The sequence below is a fragment of the Virgibacillus sp. MSJ-26 genome (assembly GCF_018918075.1).
GTDB lineage: Bacteria > Bacillota > Bacilli > Bacillales > Amphibacillaceae > MSJ-26.
Map to the genome: position 1 here is coordinate 244,153 of NZ_JAHLPW010000003.1, position 23,032 is coordinate 267,184.

Sequence of the window (23,032 nt, forward strand, 5' to 3'; positions counted from 1 at the left end):
CTGCCTCCTTATTTATTGTCGATTAATTGGAATGCCCGGTAATAATTATCATCTTTAAAGGATCCAAATAAATTCAGTGATTGACCATCATACACGCCTGGGTAAAACATGATAACAGGTGTCTTATCAAGTCGTTCCTGTAGATTATTCAATATCGTGTGGGAACGTACAAAAGGATAAATCTTCCCTACCCCTGTAATGAAAACAACATTATGATCGTTCATTTGATTTTCAATTTCATTGAGGAAAATTTCAGGAATCGCAAAGTTATTTAATGCTGTAAATAATGCATCTTTACCTTGATCTTTTTCAATTTCAAAAATACTTTCGTAGATGCGCTGCTTTTTAGCAAGTGAAAGTAACATGTTATATAAATCAACCTCTAGAATTTTGCGATTATATCTTTCACGACTAAAAATTCTTTTTAAAGACTTAATATGATCACGAACAATTAATTCATACCTTGGATGATAATCAAAGATGTAGAAGCTAATTTCATTACCTAGACCGCGACCTTTGATAAACTTATCTTCTTTTATTTTTTCTTGGATTTTATCAAGACGTTCATTAATGTTAGTCATTGTATCCCCTCGTCACCCATTACCTTGACATACTGTCCTTCCCCTATTTCTAATAAATAACGTTTCAGTTCCTCATCAATAACCAAACGCTTTAACTCGCGTGACTTTAAGTCACTTAACATACCCACTTCTAGAAGCATTCTTAAGTAAGCACTTTTTAAACGTGCGACAGTTGATTCAGCCAGGCTTTTTAGAAAGTCAGATTGCTCTGCCTTATTAACAAAAAATACATTAACATCCTTTTTCTCTAAGATTCCGATATCTTTTTCAAGAGAATCAGTTACAACATCTTCCATAAATTCATAAAACAGTTGATCTGCCTTCATCGTTGCGTATAAATTGATCGTTTTCCCAACATGAGTAGGCTCATCTACCACCATCTGTTGCAAGTGAGAATCCAGCGTATTCACTCTTTTTAAGAGATATGGAAAAGCACGTTTTAAACTTGCTAGTTTATTGTACTGAAACAGATTTTCTTCTAGCACTTTAGTTCTAATTTGATCATCGCTCAATCCTTCCAGTTTTAAAGAAGCGAGCTGTTTAAATTCATACATCAAAAAACCCGACCCCGTCATAGAGGTAGAGTAAGGCGCTTCATTTACCACCTTGATCAACCTTTCTTATATAAAAACTTCACAGCAGTTTATTTAATAATTAATGATGTTTTTTCTATATATCATCTCTATTTTACTCTGTGATAGTATTATTATCAATAAGGGACTTTATGGATAAAGGGTTTGGCGATTAGGTGGTTGGAAAGAGGATTGAATAAGACGATAGTCCTCTTTTTTGATTACATATTAAATGATAACACGATGGGTGTACAAAAAAATGTTTAGATGGGTATATTAAAAGGATATACTTGGAGAGTATATCCTTTTAATATTCTTATTGAATGAAATCATTCGCCGTCTCTATGTTTTTCAAATGATTGTTGGATTAAATGCATAACATCCTCAATTTTACTTGTTTCTGATATGCCAACTTCTATATCGCCATTTCCCCATCTTCCTAAGTCTGTTATATCTTTACACATTCCCTTTGGATCATAAATCTCATCAAACTCCATGTTTAAACTTAATCGGAGTCTGCTTTTTTGGGGAACCATATCCACAAAATTAGTTGTGGTTTTGTAAGCTATATATTTTTTCTTAAATTCTTCTCTGACCGAACTATCTAGGTTGAGAACTCTTTTCTGAAGCTCTTTAAAAACTTCCAACATTTCACCCGTTAACTCAGGATAATCTTTTGGGCTTGTTAATACATTGCCTTCTCGTCTACTTTCCTTTTTATGCTCTAAAAGCAACTCCTGTGAAACTTCCGGATAAGACCAAACAAGTAACGCTCGGTTTCCAAGTAACTGCCCTCTTTTTTTAATTTCTTCCTCATTCCAAGTTTCCAGTTGTCTTAAACCTCGATTTAACCGGAGAGGGCTGTCCGCAAAACCGCCTTCCATATCTCGTTTTTTAATAAATGGCTTATCACTTAATTCAGAATTATACTTGGTTAAAGTTAGATTTCCTAATACATGTAAATATTTTTCTTGGACATCCAACCAATTTTCTCCAAGCATCTTACGCCATTCTTGAGATAGATTTTCGTTTTGTGGCATAATATGCTCAATTGTATAAGACTCAATATCTACTATTTCTTTTCTTTCTAAATTTTCCAGTTTTCTTAATAAGTAATTACGATTTCTAAAATTATAAACATCCTTGATCACTAACTCTTCTAGAAATTCTTGATCATTTGGAAACCTTCTATATGAATCTTTAAGTAGAAAGGCTATTTTTACGCTTTCCAAATAATTTCCTTTGTCTATCTCTTTACTAATTGTAGCAAATGTCTTGTTAAGTGAATTCGTTGGAACACCGCAGATGGCGCGACGAAAAACATAAGATTCTACTATTTTTAATATGGTAATAAACTGAGATTTTGATAAGATGTCATTGCTATAATCATCATAGACTTCAAGTAAAAAGGGATATGATACATCAACTTTCAATGAGTTAAAGTCTTTTAAAACATCTTTGATTTCATCATCTTTTTCAGTTTGGAACGCTAGTCGAACAAAATACTTAGAATACTTATAGACGTCCTCTAAAATGTCTTCTATATCAGTATGTCGTCTTTCTAAAAGGTATTTTTTAAAATCTGTGTACACATTTTTAATATTAGGGATTCGACCGGTCTTAACCGTAAGATAATCCCTCATGAAACGATCAAACAAAATAGATTCATTTAAGTTATCAAAACTTTTTTCCATGGGACGCCAATATTTTTTGTATAACCTTTTTTGTTCCTCAGCTGTAAGGCTCATCAATACATAATTCCGAATTAAATCTGCTTGGGACAATTCAAGACCCGTAGAGTTTAAACTTTCAAAGATTAGTTGGGGATTATCATGGTCACGGTCTAAAGCGACGTCCACGATGATCAATTTCTTAAGCCCTGAAAATAGTTGATCAATATCTATACTGTTTTTCCTAATTTGATCTACGAAATAATTAAAATTCTCATATATCCTCGGAGAATACTCTTCAGGAAGCTCTCTATCTTCAATTAAGCTATTTAAAGTTTCGTTATCTATTTGGTTTAAAATAAGTTTATGATATAAATCATCATCTTCTTCATTATTAACCAAATAATAATTCATTACCTTCCTACTGTTGATACTGTACTTTTGTTTTCTTTCTTTTAGTTCTTTACTTAATGCTAACAGTAATAAACTCATTGTTGTTAGACGTTGTTGACCATCAATAACAAGTAATTGGGGAACCGTGGATACTTGGAAAACACCTTTTTCTATATAAACGATAGAGCCAACAAAATGTGCATTCGTATCATCGTCATTTGAAACCTTCACTATATCCTCCCACAGTTGTGCGCACTGTTTTTTTGTCCAACTATACTTGCGTTGATATATAGGTATAATAAACTGTTTCGTACCTTGCATGAAGTTTAAAAGATTTGCTTCATTTGCTTTCAATTTCTCACCTCATTATTTAATAGAGCCTTAATATGATATTATATCAAAATATAGATCATTATTTAATTTTTGTCACTGCATCAAATTTATCTTTTTAATCTTATTTTTAACGTTCAATAAGACATTAAAATTAAATGTAATTCATCATTGTTTAAGTATCTAGCCACAATTAAAAATTAACCCCCTCTCACCTATCCGCACGATAGAAAAAAGGGGATTAATTTGTTACATAATTATATTCTTTTTTTATTTTAAACTAACCCACTTATAAAATAACATCTGGTGTTTCTGGTATAATTTGTCCACCATCAATTACGAGAGATTGACCTGTAATGTATCTAGCTTCTTCGGATGCAAAGAAACAGACCGTAGCTCCAATGTCTTCTGGTTCGCCTAAGCGTTTCATAGGGACGGCTTCTGCCCCTTTTTCACTTAGAACACCGAGTTGTTTCTTCAATCCTTCTGTTGCAATCATCCCAGGCTGAACTGAGTTGACCGTGACACCGTATTTGGCGTATTCAACTGCCGCACTTCGCATGTATCCAAGGATAGCTGCTTTTGTTGCACCGTAGATTGAACCGCCAGGATAACCGGTAATGTCCCCTGTAATCGAGGAAGTAAGGATGACGCGTCCATAATTTTGTTCTTTCATCGCTTTTAGTACAGGTTTAACAATGAAGAACATGCCTTTTAGATTGATGTTTTGTATTTTATCCCAATCTTCTTCAGTCATGTCCTCAATCATCACTTCTGGATAGATTCCAGTATTAGCTGCTAAAATATCAATCCGCTCATGTTTGTCCAAAACACTTTGAACGACTTCCTGTGCTTTATTACTATCTGTAACGTCTAATTTATGGAATTCTCCGCCGACTTCTTCAGCTGTTTTTTGCCCCGCTTTTTCGTCGATATCACAAATCATGACTTTAGCGCCCGCTTTGGCTAAAGTTTTTACGATTCCCTGACCTATCCCATTCGCTCCACCAGTAACTAGTGCAATTTTTCCCGTTAAATCAAACATGCTATCCTCTCCTTTTTGTGATTTATTTCTATGTATAGCTTATCATAGTCTGCTAGGTTTTTAGTCTGACAAGGCTTCTAGAGGTGAAATGGACCCCTCCCCACTTTCCTATACTCCTTCAATAACTTTCAACAATTTGATGCAAATCAGCAGAAAGCAAAAGGGTTAACAATACATCTACACCTATAATTAATATTTGCTGATTCATTTCTAGTAGAATTTTTTCTATCCAAATTAATCAAGTAACTTAAATACAACCCAATTTTCTTTTAATCAAAAAAGTGCTACCCCAAGGGAAAATCCTTTCCCTCGTGATAACACACCTTTTATCAAATCCCTTACTCTCCTTCACTATTAACAAACAACCGACCATCCGCTTTCTTATACGTTTCATTGCCGAATTCATCCGTCACTTTCACTTCTAGGACTGCCCCTTCCATGGTAACGTCCGTTGCTGTCCAGTAACCGACATACCGGCCATCCTCAACTTCCATAAAAGGAAGCTCTGTTGTGTTCATGATTCCAAACGTCGAGGTCAGCGGCATATGAATTCTAAACACAGCATCTAATCCAGGTTCACTCTCAAATTCTATCGCAACACTTTCACCTGTTTCAATGTAGATATCTTCTTGAGGTGTTAATTGTTCAATCTTAGGTGTACTTGTCTTCACTTGTACAGTTATTTGTTCTGTTGTTTTATTCCCCGCTTGATCTTCAGCGATCACTTCGATTGTATTTTCGCCTTCATCAAGTATGATTCGCTTGGAGTAGCTGCTGCCATTGACTTCAGCCTTTATCCCATTAACTTCAACATAGTCAAGATGGTCAGCTTCTACCTTCCCTTCCACGGTTACTACATCACTGCGAAGTTTTTCATCGTTGTTTGGAGTATCAATGGTTAGTTCGGGGGCTTGATTTGCCAATGTGATTGTGACTGGTTCAGATTCTCCTGAATACGCACCATCAACAAGTGAGACGGCAATCAAGTTATTTTCGCCTTGGTCCAGCGACACCTCTGTAGTAAATTGGCCATCCTCATTTACATTCGTTTCTTTTATTTCTTCGTCATTATTTAATAATTGAATCGTAGTATTGGGCGTAGCTGTTCCTTCTACCACTACGTCCTGTTCATTTGTGATTTCGCCATCGGTTGGTGTGGTAATCATTGGCTGATCCACTTCATAATCGACAAGCGCCCGGATCATTTTATTTCCGGTCAGAAAATTTGATTCCAGTTGATACCAGTTTCCATGATAGTTTTCCCAGCTCCGTTCTGTAAACTCACCATTTTTATCTTGTTGTAACTTTGGAGCATTATCGCCGTCTTCAGTTTGCATGTACACCATATAAAAGTCATCTTCTACAACGAGACCCTCATCTCTTAAATCGACCGTCGTCCAGTCACCATCTTTGATCGCTGTGGCATCAATCGGCCCAGCAATTTTCTTACCTGGTGCACCACCAGGTCCGCTTGCGTCAAACACTTCCACTTGAAAATGATCTCCGCCTCCACTGGAGAAAAGGAATTTTCCACCTGTGACCATGGCCCGGTCTTTTCCTTCAGGTAACGACATTCTTACCCCCCAGCCGCTTCCTGCTTCATGGAACCAGCTTCCTCCTTCGCCCGTTCCATCGTCATAAGCGAGTTCGTCTCCTGGATAACTATAAAAAGGCGATAAAGACAAATTGAATTCCGATGTGTCTTCATCTATTTCTATATCGACTTCTGCTTTTTCATAGCCGCGTGCCGTGACTTTAAGCGTATAATTTCCTTCAAAACTTGTCAGTTCATATTGACCATTTTCATTTGAAGAAACAGGATCAACATTGGCATCTTCCTTCAAGGACAACGTTGCTCCCTCAATCACTTCTCCTGTCACGTCATCTGTTATTTGTCCATGTATTGTTCTCTCTGGAATCGCTTCTAGTGTAAAATCTTTTATTTTTGTTTCACCATCTTCAAGTGTGATTGTTTGTTCATCTTCGTAGTACCCATAAGCTTTTGCCGCAACTTGATATTCTCCTGCAGCATAGCGGAGTGTGTATGATCCATCGGCAGGATCAGTGCTTACGGTGCGATCTTGCCCTTTAAGTGTTATATTTGCTTGGAGAGCTTCGCCGTCTTCATTTTTAACATTTCCTTCTAAAGATCCGACACCAAGTTCGATAGATAACACTGCATTTAAGGCATCTACCAGCCCATAACCATAGCCATTGTTTGGACTGTCTTCATATTCTTCATCTGTAAGCGGAATTGCTGTAGACGTTAGGATGTCCTCTAATTGATCAGGAGAAATTGTTTTATCGACGGACCGCATCAACCCGGCTACCCCTGCAACGGCTGGTGCTGCCATTGATGTTCCACTATTCTCCGCATATCCGTCTCCCGGAATGGAGGAGCGAATGACCTGACCAGGTGCTACAACATCTGGTTTTATTTCATCATATGGGGAAGGGCCTCTTAATGAAAAACTTGCTACTTTATCTACAATATCTGTCGCCCCTACAGCAAATGATTCTGGATAATTGGCAGGTGATGCGACAGATTCAGGACCTCCTGGATTATCCGAATCTACATTGCCCGCTGCAAAAACTGGGAAAATATTAGCATGTCTCCATTCTCTCACCACATCACGGTACCATTCATCAAGACCTGGACCACCGCCCCATGAATTGTTGACGACATCAGGCGCCTGATCTAGTCGTGTATTCCCAGCTTCATCTGTTGGAGCTAAAATCCATTCAGCGGCTGCGAGCAAATCTTCATCCGTTGCTTTCCCATCTTTAAAAGCTTTCACTGCTATCCATGACGCCCCAGGAGCCACACCGATTTGCTCTGTATTATCTGGCTCGCTCCCAACCACCGTACCAACTGTATGCGTCCCGTGCCCCTCGTCATCCATTGGTTCTGTAGCTTCTGCAGTAGCATCAAACCAACTATAGGAATGATTCATCTCGCCAGTTTCTGAATCGTATCCACGGTACTTTTCTTTTAAAGCTGGGTGATCCCACTGCACTCCTGTATCAATGCTTGCTATTACTGCCCCTTGTCCGTTTATTCCTTTATCCCAAACTTGGGGCGCTTTCACTTTTTCGATATTCCATTCAATTTGATCCAAATTAGCTTCCGGTTTTTTGACAGTTTCGTCGGTTACTGACGTTGGAAAAAGTTCTCTCTCTTCATTCGGTAAAACTTTTTCCACTTCTGGATAGGCTGCAATGTCCTTCGCGACTTCTTTGGAACCTGTCACTGCGATGCCGTTGACAATAAAATAGGTTTGAAAGTTTTCTACCTGTCCAGACTTTTCAGCCTTTTCAAGGTAGGCTAACACATCCTGCTGTTCTCTTAATGCTGTTTCTTTTAGCTCCGTGACAGCTGCTGCATGCTGACGTGCTTGAATGTCGTATGTAGTCAACGTATTATTCTCTGCGTTTCGTTCTACCTCCTGCACAGCCTTGTCAGTGTCAGCTTTTTGTTTAAATTTAACGAGAAACGTCACATTTTCTTGTTCTTTAAATTGGCTAACTAGACGACTGCTCAATTTATCTTGTTCCTGATGACCGCCTATTTCAGTATGATTATCTAATCCTCTACTTCCCTGAGCTTTGACTGAGATAGGCAATATAGAAGTAGAAACTAGCAACATGATTAATAATGCTAACCAAAACTTATGTAACTGCTGCTTTTGTTTTAACAACTCTTTTCCTCCTTTGATAATTTTTAACCCTTACTAGATTGATAGTTTTCATATCAAATTATGCTAGTTCTACTATTGTAACGAAGTAATCTTAATGTTTTTGTCGCAACTTGTCGAAAAAGAGGAAGTGGTGAAAAACAATTAATTTGTACTGGGGAGCATTACTTATATTTGATGAATCTTGTATACCATTTGAGTTAGATATTAATCAGAGATAGGACTTTTTACTACTTAATTTTAAAAACCAAACGAAAATACTTCCTAATACCCGTTTCTCCACTATTCACCTAATCTATGCTATAATAAACCCGGTTTTCAATCATACTAAAGTGGAATAACTTGTTGCTAGGAGTATACATTTTGAAATTTATTAGTAATACAATCATATCTGTTTTATTTTTTGTTTTCATATTGAGTCAGTTTGTTTCTCATTCCATCGTGACCTATGGAATAGCTTTATTAACGGCCATGATTATGATCATCAGCCTTTTCTATAGTAAGGGGTTGCCGAAGTATTTTGGAATTGTGATGACGGTGATCAGTGTCGCTATTTTAATTTATCAAAAGCAAGGTTTTGAGGTTTGGAATGAAGGGATTACGAAAAACCTGGCTTTAGTATTGCTGATTATTATTGTTCCGATTTTAGGCATTCCGATTAGGTTAGGGAATTATCATGAGCATTTATCGGGGTTTGTAGGTAAGTTTCAGAAGAAGCCTCATTTCCTTTATTTAATGATTAGTGGGTTGTTTGTGCTCATTGCACCGATTACGAATATCGGATCGATTTATATTATTGATTCGATGCTTGATAAGATGCGCCTTCCCAAGGAGTTTATTGGCAGGGTCTATGTCAGGGGGATTACCTCTGTTCATACATGGTCGCCTTATTTTGCTTCGGTATTTTTAGTCGTTTATTCCTTGCACGTCCCGATTTATCAGTATTTACCTTATGGTTTAATGCTAGGTTTACTGCAATTCGTTGTTGCCTATTTATTATTTAAATACGTGGAAGCGCGTCATATCGAGTTTCATCTTCAGCATGAGATGAGAGACCAAGGGAATAAAAAACTATTCGAACTGGCTGCTATTATCATTCTATTAACGGGATTGATTTTTGGACTAGAACCGTTTGTTGAATTTAATGTGATCGTGTTGATTTCACTCATTGTTTTAGTTTTCACCTTTTTCTGGAGCTTGTATTTACAGGTGCCGACTCAATTTTTGAAAGAATTGAGCGACTACCGACAGACCATTTTTCCAAGTAAAGCGAATGTCATTAATTTACTATTAACCGCGGGGCTTTTTGGGTTAGTTTTAGAAAAAACACCTATTTCGAGTGTGATCCAAGGGGTTTGGGAAGGTTTGGCGAACTGGTCTGTGTTCTTCTTGATTTTTGGCACAATTGTCATTGTTTCCTTGTTATCGCTGATTGGAATACATCAAATCGTGACCGTCAGTACCATTGTTGCCACAGTTTCCTATCAAGCCTTAGGAATTGACGTGATTGTCATGGCAATGATGCTGCTCAGCGCTTGGCAAGTGTCCGTAACGGTTTCACCCATATCACCAGTGATTGCGATAGTCAGCAACATCGTTAAGGTAAATCCGTTCAAAGTCATTTTGCGCTGGAATTTACATTACGCCATTATTCTTGCGCTTATTCATTCGGTTGTGATTTATGCGATGCATTTGCTGTGGTTTAGTTAAAACTCAAAGGTTCTGGCACCTGGTCAGCCCTGACAAGCTTAAGCAAGAAATCGCAATGACGCTTTATGCCATGGAGGTTTATTGCTTAAGACCTCGAGGGGCTAGGCGCTTGAACTAGACGAACAAAAGCAAAAGCAAAAGCGCCCGTTTAGCAACGTACAAACTGGAAGACTTCTGACGAGATAAAGGAAACACGATGAGCGATTAGCGAATCGATGTTGACTTATCGTAGGAAGGAGTCTGAAGTTTGCCAGTTGCTGGGCGCTTGAGCTAGACAATCAAAGGTTCAGGCGCCTGGTCAGCCTCAGGCATAGCTTAAGCAAGAAAATAGAGCGGCATGACCTTGGCCAGGTAGAATTTAGAGATTTGAGTGATTCAAAATTATTTCTGTACCTGCCATTTGGATTATCATGATTTTATAACATAATTATGCTATAATCATGTTATAAACGTTCTGAAGGGATGTGTAGTTTTGCCAGAAATTAGACCGATAAAAGACTTGAGAAATACAACTAAGATTTCAGAACTTTGTCATGAAACACAAGAGCCAATCTTTATCACTAAGAATGGCTATGGAGATTTAGTCGTAATGAGTATGGACACTTACAAACAAAAGATAGCCCAATCAGATTTATATAAGAAGCTTGCCGAAGCTGAATTACAAATTGAAAATAATGAACCTCTTTTAGATGCAGAAAACGTTTTTAAAAAGCTGAGAAAAAAGCATGGAAGAGAGTAAATATAGTGTCAAATTAACTCCACTAGCCAATCAGGATTTAAATGATATATATAGCTATATTTTTCGTGATTTATCAGCTAGAGATGCGGCAAATAATATTTTGGATAGTATTGAAACAAAGGTTATGCAATTAAAATATTTCCCATATGCGAATAGCTTTGTTAGAGATGAATTTCTAAAAAACAAGGGTTATCGAAGAATAATAATTGATAATTATGTTGCATTCTATTTAGTTGACGAAGTGGATAAACAAGTAGTCGTAATGAGGATACTTTACGGCCGTCAAAAATATGAAGATATACTCTAGCATTTGAAAAAACAGGTGCTATTTTTATGCCCTTAATAACCGGTAATCAGATACTGTGTAAACCTTAGACTTCTTTACTTTTTTGCACGATTATAAAAAGTGCCAGGTACCAAAACAATTCAGAATTGTTTCAGTACCTGGCACTGCTCACCGCATTTATTTATCTACTTAATACATGCCATCTTTCTCTTCTTTTGTACTAATGAAAATATTTTTTGTTTGTGAATAGGCGTCAAGGATGCTCTTGTACGTTTCGCGGCCGATTCCTGATTTTTTATAGCCGCCAAATGGGGCGCCAGCTGCGAAGTTTGAGTATTGGTTCACCCACATGCGTCCAGTCTGCACACCGCGTGAGACGCGAAGGGCTTTGTTAATGTCTCTTGTCCAAACACCGCCGCCAAGTCCGTATTCGGATTCGTTTGCTAGATGGATGGCATCTTCTTCATCTTTAAATTTGATGACTGTTGCCACTGGTCCAAAAATCTCTTCTTGAGCAATGCGCATGTCATTATTGGCATCTGAGAGAATGGTTGGCGCCATAAATGACCCATTTTCAAGGCCATTGTCTTTAAGCTGGTAACCCCCTGCAAGAAGTTTGGCGCCTTCTTCTTGGCCGATGTCTACGTAGCTTAAGATTTTGTCGAGTTGTTTTTGATTAATTTGTGCTCCCATTTGAACGCCTTCTTCCCATGGGAGACCAACTTTTACATTTTCAAATGCTTTTTTCATCTCAGCCACGAAATCGTCATAAATATCTTCTTGTACAAAGATGCGAGAACCAGCGCTACACACTTCGCCTTGATTAAAGAGGATACCTGATTGAACCCCTTCTAAAGCGCGGTCCCATGGTGCATCTTTAAAGACGATGTTCGCCGATTTACCGCCTAATTCTAGAGTAGAGGGGATAAGTCGATCGGCTGCTGCTTTTGCAACTTTATATCCTACTTCAGTCGAGCCGGTGAAGGCAAGTTTTTGGACACCTTCATGGTGAAGGAGATAATCTCCAGAGTTGGAGCCTCGTCCAGTGATGATGTTCACGACTCCCGCTGGTAATACTTTATCTAAAATTTTTGCAAGTTCTAAAATACTTAATGGTGTTGATGATGATGGTGTGATAACTATGGTATTTCCCGCAGCAAGGGCAGGCGCAAGTTTCCACGCAGCCATTAATAACGGGAAATTCCATGGTATAACTTGACCAACGACACCGATAGGTTCTTTAAGAATGAGTGTTAGATTATCTTCATCTAGTTGTTTTGCTGTTCCTTCTTCAGAACGGATAACTCCAGCAAAATAACGAAAATGATCAATGCTTAACGGAACGTCAGCACCACTTGTTTCTCTTAAAGATTTTCCGTTATCAAGTGTTTCTACCATGGCTAGATGGTCTGCTTTTTCTTCCATTAAGTCAGCAATTTGAAGAAGCATGTTACTTCTATCTTCCACGCTAACTTTCTTCCATTCAGGGAATGCCTTTTGTGCCGCTTCCACCGCTGTATCAACATCGGCGTGAGATGCATCAATAAAATCAGCAAGTTTTTCCCCTGTACTTGGATTGCTCGACTCGATTCTTTTTCCTTCAGAGCCGTCAGTCCACTCACCATTTATATATAGTTTATAAGATGGATCGATATATTTTTCTACATTAATAGAATGACTCATGATGTGATTTCCTCCCTGTTTAGTAGAAAACATGAATTTTGTCTTACAACTATATTTTACACCTATGAAAAATACGTACCAATGTATCTGCTCAAGTCACATGTGGGAAGGTGTTTTTAAACTAAAAAAACAGACTCTCTCAGTTCCTTGTAACACTCTCTAAAACATAAAAACCCTCTCTGGATGAATCGATTCATCCAGAGAGGGTTTTTTATACTTACAATACATTTCATCTACTCGACTGTGTATTCTATCTTGTCGCTCTGTAATGTTTGAACAAGAATACTAGCTACAACGATAGAAGCAGTCGTGACCGTTGTAAACCCTCCGACAAGCATTGGCGTTAATACATCATCAAATATGGGACATAGGGGACAGGCAGAGACCACTGAAAAAGTGCTTCAACGTTATGGCATCATCTCCAGCAGACGTTTTTGGATTTTGCCGGTACACTACCTGGAATATCGTGCGGGAGCAAATCCAGGGAGGATAAAGCTGGTACTCTACCCGGAATATAGTTCAGGAGCAAATCCAGGGAGGGGAATGCTGATACACTACCTGGAATATCGTTCAGAAACAAATCCGGGGAGGGTAAAGCTGGTATACTACCTGGAATATAGTTCAGGAGCAAACCCAGGGAGGATAAAGCTGGTACTCTACCCGGAATATAGTTCAGGAGCAAATCCAGGGAGGGGAATGCTGATACACTACCTGGAATATCGTTCAGGAGGAAATCCGGGGAGGGTAAAGCTGGTATACTACCTGGAATATCGTGCGGGAGCAAATCCAGGGAGGGGAATGCTGATACACTACCCGGAATATAGTTCAGGAGGAAATCCAGGGAGGGGAATGCTGATACACTACCTGGAATATCGTTCAGAAACAAATCCGGGGAGGGTAAAGCTGGTATACTACCTGGAATATAGTTCAGGAGTAAATCCAGGGAGGATAAAGCTGGTAGAAATCGTGCCAGATACATGCACAATTCAGAATTGTTTCAGTACCTGGCACGAATTTTTTCACCTAATTTAAATAACGGGATTCTAACATGTCGCTCTACAATGTCTGAACGAGGATACTAGCTACGGCAATCGAGGCAGTCGTGACCGTTGTAAATCCTCCGACAAGCATTGGTGTTAGTATTTCATCAAAGATTGCCTTTTGCTGCATGTCATTATCGGCTACACTTCGGCTGACTTCTTCACAAAGCAAATAGTCTCCAGGGAAGCCGAATAAAGCTGTGAGTGCAACGGGAACTCCTTTGTTGAGATCCCATTTCATCAATTTTGAGGCAATGATGCCGCCGATTACAATGCCGATAACACCTATAATTAAAATGGACAGCACGACAGGAATATAACCGATAAACATACTTGGTGTGACGTCACTCATGGAACCTAGTGTATAAATAATCAGCCCGGCCATCGCAATACCAAACGCATTGGAGCGGTCTAACATTTTATCATTGTAAAATCCTACATAAGCCCCAACGATTCCAATGGCTAGGGCCCATAAACTATAGTTGATGCCTGTCATTTCTCCTAAAATAATAGCGAGTGCTGCACCGATAAAGACCTGTAGCAACATGATAATACCTGTTTGATATTTTTCAGGTATCCATGTTTTTCGTTTTTCCTGTTCATAATCGTCTGTCACTGTTGCTGTGGTCTCGACATATCCTTCTGAAACAACGGTTGTCTTCACGCTTAGGGCATGACGCCTGAGGAAATAAGTGGTAAGCGGCATACCTATGAACTTCTGGGTTGCTATGACAAGGGCTGGGACTGTAATTAATCCTGTCATCCCTAATTCTTGTAATCTTTCAGTTGTCAGAATAAAAGCAATGGTCCCTCCTGACAATGGGCCAATCCCTGCTACGGCAGCAGGATAATCAAAGATAAGTGGGATAACAGCTAATATTGTAAGTGCTGCAAATACAATTCCCATTAAAGCAATAAATACAGCTCTGATTTGCGATTTAATTAATTTAAAAGGGATAAGTGTCCCCATATGAACGATTAGCGGTGCAACCATCATGGCACCAAATGCACCCATCGTGGAGGAGCTGATCATATCTTTTGGAAACACTCCTGTCCATAAAAGGCCGAAATAGCCTATGGCCACGACGAGTAACATTGGAATGCGTGCCCTGGAAATAATGGATAAGAACTCACCAATACCTAATAACAGTAACACCAACATGGCCGTAACTACCGGTTCATTCAACATTCACGCATCCCCCTTAAACTATTTTATTTTTGATTGATAGTCATTTTCTATTATGTTTAACAAAACCGTATTACACACATACAAGATTGTGTAATACGGTTTTTCAGCCTTTTTAAAACACATCTATTACATCTTACATTAGTGGCTTGGTGTTGGCACTTTACTCAAGTGATTTTTTACGAGTTTGCCGTCTTTTAATACAGCAACGATATTATCATTTTCTTCAAGTGAATAAATATCTGCCAACGGATCGGAATTTGTTATAATGATATCCGCGTATTTTCCTTGTTCCACTGTACCAATTTCATTTTCCCAGCCCATACATTCAGCTGCTACTTTCGTGGATGCGACAATGGATTCCATCGGAGACATGCCAGCTTCACACATTAAGCCAAGCTCACGAAGGTTCGTTCCGTGGGCCATGACACCTGCATCCGTTCCCATGGCGATTTTGACACCTTTTTGATATGCATTTGCAATACTTTCTTTATGAGCGTCAACCACCTCTTTAGCTTTTTGAACGCCGTATGATGGCATGGAGTCACTTGACTCTGCAGCTTCCAAGACAGAAACCGGTGCTAGAAGAGTTGGGATTAGGTAGGTTCCGTTATCAATCATAAGTTGAGCTGTCTCATCACTGATATAAATACCATGTTCAATCGAATGAATTCCCGCCTTCACAGCATTTAGAATTCCTTCTTCTCCCTGTGCATGAGCCATCACCTTTAATCCCTTGCGATATTCCGCTTCCCGGACGATGACCTCCAGTTCCTCTTGGCTAAATTGCGTGAATTCAGGGTGATCTGTCGGACTCATGACTCCCCCTGTTGCATGAACTTTTATTAAGTCAGCTCCCGCTCGAAGTACTTCACGAACTTTTTTCGTCACTTCTTCCACACCATCACATATTCCTGCTGGGCTGCCGGGGTAACCATGAAGCGTTGTATCAATGCCAGAACGCATCCATTTATCACCATGACCACCCGTTGTCGTTATTGCATTTACACTTATTTGCATTCTCGGCCCAGGTACAAGCCCATCTTCCACAGCTTTCTTAACTCCAGCATCTGTTCCACCGGCGTCACGCACGGTTGTAACCCCAGCATGAAGTGTTTTTTCCATATGTTTAACGGCTTTATAGAATCGGTAGGAAAATGGTGTTGTAAGCTGCTTTTCCACCGCTTCGATTTCCATCATTAAATGAACATGCGTATCAATCATGCCCGGCAAAATATAGCCACCTTGTGCATCAACTTCTGTCACATCCTCGTTTGGTACCGGAATGTCGGACAACGTACCAACCTTTTCAATCACATTGTCCTTCACCAATACAGCCGCATCCTGAACTGGTTGTCCTCCATTACCATCAATTAATGTCCCATTCTTAATTAGCGTGTAAACCATATTTCATTCCACTCCTTCATTTTTTAAAATTTGATCGGAATAATTCGATAATTCACTTCTGAATTTACCGAGAAGAAACAATGACAGACTAGACGCTTCTTAGGTATCTATAACTTATACACTCCTTCCTAATCCAGACCCTCATGTCACCTCACTTCATTCATATAAATTTTAATTGTTAATGAGTCTATCATAGGTTGGCTGACTTGACTACATGTTTTCCCAAAATTTTAAAAGTAGGCACAATAGAGAATTATCAATGTAAACGCAATCAATCTTATCGCCGTTGAAGACCACAAAAATGAATAATAAATAAAAATGAGCATAAAGTTTCAGTTGGGACATGGGGACAGGCACACTGTCCCAAATAGTGTATTGCAACAAACACTAGAGCGGAACAAAGTGCCTACATTAACAGTAAATTGTGAGGTAAAGCTATTTAATTCGCTATTAATTTTGGAGATAAGTAGATAAGACATGATTTTTAATATGATCAAACACAGTTTAGATTGCAGCTAACACTAAATTCTCCCCCACCTTCCCAAACTCCCGCAAAAATTCCATTCGCACCATCCCCGTCGGACCGTTCCGCTGCTTGGCGAGAATGACTTCTAGCTCTGTGTTTTGCTCGCTTCGCCTGTCATAATAATCTTCACGGTATAAGAAGGCAACGACGTCGGCATCTTGTTCAATGTTTCCGGATTCGCGCAAGTCGGACATCACCGGACGCTTATCTTGTCTAGAATCGACACCACGGGAAAGTTGAGAAAGGAGGACGATTGGGATTCCGAGATCAAGCGCAAGCAGTTTAAGTTCCCGTGTGATTTCACCGATTTCAAGATCCCGCCGATCCTTTCTGATAAGTGTCGGCCTGATCAACTGGAGATAATCGATGAGGACGAGGGGCTTATGGTCGGGATGATTATAGGTATAGTTCCTGATTTCTGTGCGTATGGCTGTCAATGTGTGTTTCGTATCATGGATTTCTACCTTCCAGTCGGTCAGTTCACCGATAGCGGTCATGGCCTTTTCATAATCATCAGCTGTGAATAGATTTGGAATATCTCGCCATTTGCTAATATTGACCATACCTTCCGTTGAAATCATTCGCTTGAGCAGTTGATTTGTTGCCATTTCCAAGCTGAATATGAGGGAATTACCACCTTTTTTACAGTGCCCTGCTGCTAGATTTAACGCAAAGGCTGTTTTTCCAACGGAAGGTCTTGCCGCGAGGATGATCAAATCCCCGCGTTGCAGCCCTCCAGTGAGTCTGTCAAATGTTGGAAGGTCGACCTCGTAATTTGTATGTTCTTGACTCGGCTCGAGCAGTTCTTCAGTAATATCGACTAAATGGTCGTACGTGCTTTTCTCTTTTTTGCTTATGGTCAATTCGCTACATTCTGCTAAATCTTTCATCAAATGGTCGATCATTTGTTCAGAGGGCTGATCCAGGAAACGGGTGACGGCTTTTTCAGCTTGACGTAATTGATGTGTTTCTCTTAAAATCTCCTCATAATGTTTGAATGTTGATGTGCTTGGGACGGATTCAGCCAGCTGGCTGAGATAGCCGACTCCCCCTATTTTTTCAATGTCTCCTTTTTCTAAAAGTTCCGTCGTGATAGTGATGACATCAATGGGTCTCTCTTTTTTTGCCACTTGTTTCATCGCCTGGAAAATGTGTTGATGGACGCCATTGGCAAAATACCTTTCATCAATTTCAGCTTCTTTAAACAAAGAGCCTTCAATGATGATGGAACCGAGATAAGTGGCTTCTACTTCGTACATATCCATCTTTAACACCCTCTCTTCTGCTCTAGCAATTGACTCATTTCCTGACGAAAACGCTCTTTGACTTCAGGGTTGACCTTTTTCGCTTCTTCTTGCCATTCTTCCATTATTTCGAGCGCCGACTCCTCGTCATCTGGATAAGCGGCAATTTCGCTGAGCAGCGGTGGATAAGGATTCTCCATCACAAAGGCGGATAAATTTTTCATCACACCTTTGTAATCCATTTTCTTTAAATTAGGAATGAGCAATGTCGCTTTTCGTTTCGTCAAATTAAAACGTGGATACATCTCATTAATCGCTTTTAATACGTCGAGCGCTTCTTGATTTGTCATTGAAATTCCTCCTTTAACCAGGCATCAAGGGATTCTTCCGCTGTCTTTTGTTTGGGTGGTTGTTTTTTGAACGGGATGAGTTTACTGCTTTTCCCAAGCTCTTTTTCCAGCTCATAGGTGTGTATCTCATCCAACGTTTTGAGTCCTGCCTGTTGCCATTGTTCGAGAATTTTTTCCAAATAGCTGAACGTCTTACCGCCTTTTTTCACTGTCATGATGAGCGCTTCTTTCACTACGTCCTCCCCCATGTCATCAACCCAGCGCATTAATTCTTTTTGAATCAATGGGGTCAGTTTGTTGATATTTTCTTCATAGATTTTACAAAGAGATGACGAGGCGCGCCCGCTTCCTCCTCTTCTCTTTTTCTTTGTATTTTGTTCTTTATGTATGGTCAACTCTTGAGGCAAGTCTTCAGCCAAGTGTGGGGTCAAGTTCGGAGTCAAGTCCGAGGTCAAGTTCTCTGCCCGATCTTCTTCCTTGGCAAAAGAAAAATAGTTACTAAATACTTTATGTAAAGGAATCATTTCATAGATCGGTGCTCTATTCTGTCCACCTTTTTCATAGCTGATAAATCCCCGTTTTATTAACTTTTTCCGCGCATCGGTGAGTCCTTGTTTTGAGAGTCCCGTCAACTTCATCACCGTTGAGGTCGGTGCATTAAAAATGCTTTTTTGCCCTACTCGATTTCCAATATTCATCAACGTGTGCCAAAGTGCAATTTCTCCCGTAGACATTTCATTCAACATCAACCAGTCCATAAAAAAGTTTTTGTCTTTGTGATAAGTTAATTTTGCCATTTGATTCATTCTCCCTTGTGTTTTTTAAATATCAGCTTTTTAAAGCATGACAAAAGGGCAAATCACTGCCCTCATGTGCGAGCAATAATTTACTCATTCGTCATATTGTCCATCATCCATTTTTCAAGGACATCTTCTAAAAATAAAATTCTTCCGCCCACTTTGAAATGAGGAAGTTTATTTTCTTTGACAAGATCATAGACTGTGTCCTTATGCAGTCCAAAATAGAGCGCCACATCTTGAACCGACATCGTACGTTTTTGCATGTCTTTCCCTCCCTTCACTATTACAATCGAAGGAAACGAGAAAAAGGTGGCATTAAAGCGAAAATTAATTTTAATTTATCTTGTTGACGGGTGTTTTAGGGAAAAGACGGTCGGTTTTGGTAGGGGCTGGCGTCTGGATAAAGATTTGGACTATCCCTGATTGTATTTTCATTATAGTTGAATTAGCTGCCATGATGGTAAAACCGACTACCGAACTGCCTGTCTAATAAAGACAAACCAACTTCAATAAACAGTGTTCACTATTTAAAACGCTGTTGACTATTGTGGGTTTTATGTTAAGATTAAAAATAAGATTATTCTAAATATACAGGAAGGTGGTTTCCATGATTACGATTAAGAGTGAATACTCATTCGACCAATTTTTAGAACAACGTGATAAATTAGATTACCTAGATAACCCATTTTTACAAAAAGTGTTTCATAATTATAGTGAAAAGGATTGGACTTATTCTTTCGATAATTTGAAAGCGTTTTCTCTCAAATCTTCCAACCGATGGAAACAATTAATTGATGAAATCTCTAGGGTAGAGAATCACCCTAAAATAAGACATTATGATGCTTATAACCATCGTATTGATAGAATTATAAGGCCCCAAGAAATGTATCAACTTGAAAATGAAGTTTTTTCTAATGGCTTATTTTCAGAAAAAACTTCATCCCAGTTAAGGGCGATGAAAAGGTTCCTTTTGCATCATAATGGTGAAGCTGGATTAACTTGTCCCATTGCTTGTACTGATGGTTTAATTGCACTCTTGGAAAATTTTAAAGATGAACTGTCACCAGAGTTAGAACAAATACTCAAACATTGCAAAGAAGGAATAAATGGTGACTTTGGGATTGGTGCTCAGTTCATGTCCGAGATTCAAGGTGGTTCGAATATCCCCGCTAACGTTCTTAAAGCTGTTAATGAAGGGAATTATTATCGACTGTATGGTAATAAATTTTTTTGTTCGGCTGCCCATGCAGATTATTCCGTTGTAACGGCAAGAATTGAAGGCACAGACCATATAGGAGTATTTGTTGTTCCTACATGGCTAAAGGGAGATAAAGAAAAAGAGATACGAAATAATCATAAACTTAATCGTCTTAAATGGAAATTGGGTACAACTGAACTGCCATCCGCTGAAATTGAATATGAAGGTGCAATCGCCTATCCAATAGGACCAATCGATAAAGGAGTCGCATTAGCTGTAGGTATTGTATTAACACGTTCTAGAATAGATATTGGTTTCGCAAGTGCTGCATTTATGATGCGTGCTGCTAGAGAATCTATCCTATACGCTCGATTTCGCGAAGTATTCGACCGGAGAATTGATGAGTTTCCTATGGCAAAAGCGCAATTGGATAACATTGAACATATGGCTAAAAGAACGACAGCAACCGCGTTTAAAATATCTAATATTTTTGAAACAATCTCTAGCAAACCTGCTACACGCGACCAAGAACTAGAAATAAGGATATTAATTTTACTTCAGAAAATTTTTGCTTCAAGAGATACAGTCGATATTCTGAAAACGGCAATCTCCATCTTTGGTGGGCATGGTGTTATGGAAGACTTTTCTTCAATACCAAGACTGTTTCGCGATGCTATGGTTAACGAATTATGGGAAGGACCAAGAAATGTACTCCTCTCACAAATTTATCGTGATTTACAGAAGAATAAATCTACTTGTCCACCTGAAAAATTATTAGCCTCCTTATTATCCAGCTATGATATAGGCACTATTAAGGATTTACAAACGAGGTTAGTAAGCCTTCTCCAAATAAACCTATATGATAGGCCAAATAATTCAAATATTAATGCAGCTAAAAAATGGGAGGATTTGTGGAGCGATGTCTTCTATCTTTATCAAAATCAAGTATTAGAAGAGTTGCAAGATACTAGTCTAATTCCTCACGATGTTTTTGATAGTTTATCTTAAACGAATATAAAATGGAGTTGATATAATGAAGATGAATGTAGGTGAATGGTTAACCCATAGAGCTTTTATGGTTGGTGAAAAAACAGGGTTTGTTGGAAAATATAGTGATTATACTTTTAGTGAAATGAATCAGCGCGCTAATCGTTTTGCAGACTATTTACTCAAAAAGGGTGTCCAAAAAGGTGATCGCATTGCACTTATTTGCAAGAATCATGAAGACTTTGTCACTGCTTTTTTTGGAAGTGCCAAAATCGGCGTCATTACAGTACCTATCAATTGGAGGCTTTCTACACACGAAACAATATATATATTGAGCCATTCCGAGGCTAAGGCAGTAGTTTATGATGAAGCATTTAATCAAGATATAAATGAACTCAAACCTAAAACTTCTGTTGAAATATTCATTTGTAGCGGCGATAGTTCTACTGATGAAACATTTGAAAATATATTAAACACATACAGTAAAACAGAGCCCGAAATCATTTCTTTTGATGAAGATACCATTTTGTTTATGTATACATCTGGTACGACCGGAAAACCAAAGGGCGCTATGATTACCCATAATAATTTATTTGCAGCATCAATAGGACTAACCCATACTATAGACTGGTGGGCGGAAGATCGTTTTTTATTAGTTGCTCCTTTTTTCCATATAGGTGGATTCGCTCCATTAATTGCTAACGTTCACGTTGGTTGCACAACAGTTTTACTTGAAGATTTTCATCCAATAAAAGTGTGGGAAATCATAGAAAGAGAAAAGATTACATCAATGATGACGGTACCTGCTATGCTAACAGTTATGGCGGATACTGTAGAAAAAATAAAACCAGATTTGAGCACGCTCCGTTATATTTCTTGTGGTGCCTCTCCAGTGCCACCAAAATTGATTGAAACTTTCAGGAATCTTGAAATTTCAATTAAACAAGTATATGGAATAACAGAATATACGGGTGCCGTTTCTTTCTGGAAAGAATCTTTTGATCCTGATAAATATGATTCCATGGGGAAACCGGTAATGCATGGTTCATTAAAAATTGTTGATGTTGATTCGCAACTAGAACTGCCCAGCGGTGAAATAGGAGAAATTCTCTGCAAAGGACCACAAGTTTTTAAAGGGTATTGGAAAAATGAAGCAGCCACTACTCAAGCATTTATGGGTGATTGGTACAAGAGTGGTGACATGGGTAAATTTGATGAAGGTGGCTTCCTATATGTAGTGGACCGTCTTAAAGACATGATTATCAGTGGTGGAGAAAATATATACAGTGCAGAAGTAGAGGAGATCCTAACCGACAACCATGAAGTAATTGAAGCAGCTGTAGTGGGAATACCCAATGAAAATTGGGGAGAAATTCCGAGGGCGTACATTGTTAAATCGGAAAATTCTTCATTAACGAAAGAAGAAATTATGGAATACTGTAGGACACATTTGGCATCTTTCAAAGTACCTAAGGAAGTTGCATTTGTTGAACAATTACCACGCAATGCAGTTGGTAAAATATTAAAAAATGTGCTGAAGGATGAAGCACAAAAAATTTCATAAGTTATTTAAACTCAAAAAGTCTTACT

At 38.8% G+C, this 23,032-nt stretch carries 18 protein-coding genes; 6 read left to right on the top strand and 12 right to left on the bottom strand.

The genetic code is table 11. The annotated features are described in order from the left end of the window. Window positions 1-8 precede the first annotated feature (8 nt). The 5 genes from KQI49_RS03115 to KQI49_RS03135 form a co-directional block, all read right to left on the bottom strand. On the bottom strand, window positions 9-581 hold the full coding sequence (locus tag KQI49_RS03115) for a DUF1788 domain-containing protein (protein WP_216486705.1): 573 nt from the start codon (window positions 579-581) through the stop codon (window positions 9-11). Continuing rightward, window positions 578-1,186: a DUF1819 family protein gene (locus tag KQI49_RS03120; RefSeq protein WP_371817504.1), complete on the bottom strand. Its 609-nt coding sequence runs from the start codon at window positions 1,184-1,186 to the stop codon at window positions 578-580. The genes KQI49_RS03115 and KQI49_RS03120 overlap by 4 nt, the downstream gene beginning before the upstream one ends. Before the next feature lie 296 nt (window positions 1,187-1,482). Continuing rightward, window positions 1,483-3,537, bottom strand: coding sequence for a DUF262 and DUF1524 domain-containing protein (locus KQI49_RS03125; RefSeq protein ID WP_253286656.1), 2,055 nt, complete (start codon window positions 3,535-3,537; stop codon window positions 1,483-1,485). Between the two features lie 298 nt (window positions 3,538-3,835). Then, window positions 3,836-4,591 carry an SDR family NAD(P)-dependent oxidoreductase gene (locus KQI49_RS03130; RefSeq protein WP_216486708.1) on the bottom strand — a complete coding sequence of 252 codons (756 nt, stop codon included), beginning with the start codon at window positions 4,589-4,591 and terminating at the stop codon, window positions 3,836-3,838. Between the two features lie 338 nt (window positions 4,592-4,929). Beyond that, window positions 4,930-8,289: a S8 family serine peptidase gene (locus KQI49_RS03135; RefSeq protein ID WP_253286632.1), complete on the bottom strand. Its 3,360-nt coding sequence runs from the start codon at window positions 8,287-8,289 to the stop codon at window positions 4,930-4,932. 360 nt (window positions 8,290-8,649) lie between these two features. On the opposite strand from KQI49_RS03135, the gene KQI49_RS03140 reads away from it, so the two are divergent. From KQI49_RS03140 to KQI49_RS03150, 3 genes are all read left to right on the top strand, one after another. Beyond that, complete coding sequence (locus KQI49_RS03140; RefSeq protein ID WP_216486710.1) at window positions 8,650-9,996, top strand: hypothetical protein; 1,347 nt, start codon at window positions 8,650-8,652, stop codon at window positions 9,994-9,996. Between the two features lie 472 nt (window positions 9,997-10,468). After that, window positions 10,469-10,735, top strand: a complete 267-nt coding sequence (locus KQI49_RS03145) for a type II toxin-antitoxin system Phd/YefM family antitoxin (protein ID WP_216486712.1) — start codon at window positions 10,469-10,471, stop codon at window positions 10,733-10,735. Then, window positions 10,722-11,042 (top strand): type II toxin-antitoxin system RelE/ParE family toxin, encoded by a 321-nt coding sequence (locus tag KQI49_RS03150; protein WP_216486714.1) that lies wholly within the window; start codon window positions 10,722-10,724, stop codon window positions 11,040-11,042. Before KQI49_RS03145 ends, KQI49_RS03150 begins: the two co-directional genes overlap by 14 nt. A gap of 168 nt (window positions 11,043-11,210) precedes the next feature. Here KQI49_RS03150 and KQI49_RS03155 read toward each other — a convergent pair whose 3' ends face one another. Then, on the bottom strand, window positions 11,211-12,704 hold the full coding sequence (locus KQI49_RS03155) for an aldehyde dehydrogenase family protein (protein WP_216486715.1): 1,494 nt from the start codon (window positions 12,702-12,704) through the stop codon (window positions 11,211-11,213). 309 nt (window positions 12,705-13,013) lie between these two features. On the opposite strand from KQI49_RS03155, the gene KQI49_RS03160 reads away from it, so the two are divergent. After that, entirely contained in the window at window positions 13,014-13,736 is a 723-nt protein-coding gene (locus KQI49_RS03160; RefSeq protein WP_216486716.1) for a hypothetical protein, read from the top strand. 24 nt (window positions 13,737-13,760) lie between these two features. Here KQI49_RS03160 and KQI49_RS03165 read toward each other — a convergent pair whose 3' ends face one another. The 6 genes from KQI49_RS03165 to KQI49_RS03190 form a co-directional block, all read right to left on the bottom strand. Next, entirely contained in the window at window positions 13,761-14,933 is a 1,173-nt protein-coding gene (locus KQI49_RS03165; protein ID WP_216486717.1) for a hypothetical protein, read from the bottom strand. Window positions 14,934-15,071: 138 nt separating this feature from the next. After that, complete coding sequence (locus tag KQI49_RS03170; RefSeq protein ID WP_216486718.1) at window positions 15,072-16,337, bottom strand: metal-dependent hydrolase family protein; 1,266 nt, start codon at window positions 16,335-16,337, stop codon at window positions 15,072-15,074. Between the two features lie 504 nt (window positions 16,338-16,841). Continuing rightward, window positions 16,842-18,128, bottom strand: a complete 1,287-nt coding sequence (locus tag KQI49_RS03175) for a replicative DNA helicase (RefSeq protein ID WP_216486719.1) — start codon at window positions 18,126-18,128, stop codon at window positions 16,842-16,844. Between the two features lie 2 nt (window positions 18,129-18,130). Next, window positions 18,131-18,457 (bottom strand): replicative helicase loader/inhibitor, encoded by a 327-nt coding sequence (locus KQI49_RS03180; protein ID WP_216486721.1) that lies wholly within the window; start codon window positions 18,455-18,457, stop codon window positions 18,131-18,133. Then, window positions 18,454-19,254, bottom strand: coding sequence for a DnaD domain-containing protein (locus KQI49_RS03185; protein WP_216486723.1), 801 nt, complete (start codon window positions 19,252-19,254; stop codon window positions 18,454-18,456). The genes KQI49_RS03180 and KQI49_RS03185 overlap by 4 nt, the downstream gene beginning before the upstream one ends. An 89-nt stretch (window positions 19,255-19,343) precedes the next feature. After that, a complete protein-coding gene (locus tag KQI49_RS03190; protein WP_216486725.1) occupies window positions 19,344-19,520 on the bottom strand; it encodes a helix-turn-helix domain-containing protein in 177 nt (58 codons plus the stop codon). A 344-nt stretch (window positions 19,521-19,864) separates the two neighbouring features. On the opposite strand from KQI49_RS03190, the gene KQI49_RS03195 reads away from it, so the two are divergent. Both KQI49_RS03195 and KQI49_RS03200 read left to right on the top strand, forming a co-directional pair. Further along, the gene (locus KQI49_RS03195) at window positions 19,865-21,463 is read left to right on the top strand and encodes an acyl-CoA dehydrogenase family protein (RefSeq protein WP_216486727.1); all 1,599 of its coding nucleotides are present in this window, start codon (window positions 19,865-19,867) and stop codon (window positions 21,461-21,463) included. 25 nt (window positions 21,464-21,488) lie between these two features. Beyond that, on the top strand, window positions 21,489-23,006 hold the full coding sequence (locus tag KQI49_RS03200) for a class I adenylate-forming enzyme family protein (RefSeq protein ID WP_216486729.1): 1,518 nt from the start codon (window positions 21,489-21,491) through the stop codon (window positions 23,004-23,006). Window positions 23,007-23,032 lie beyond the last annotated feature (26 nt).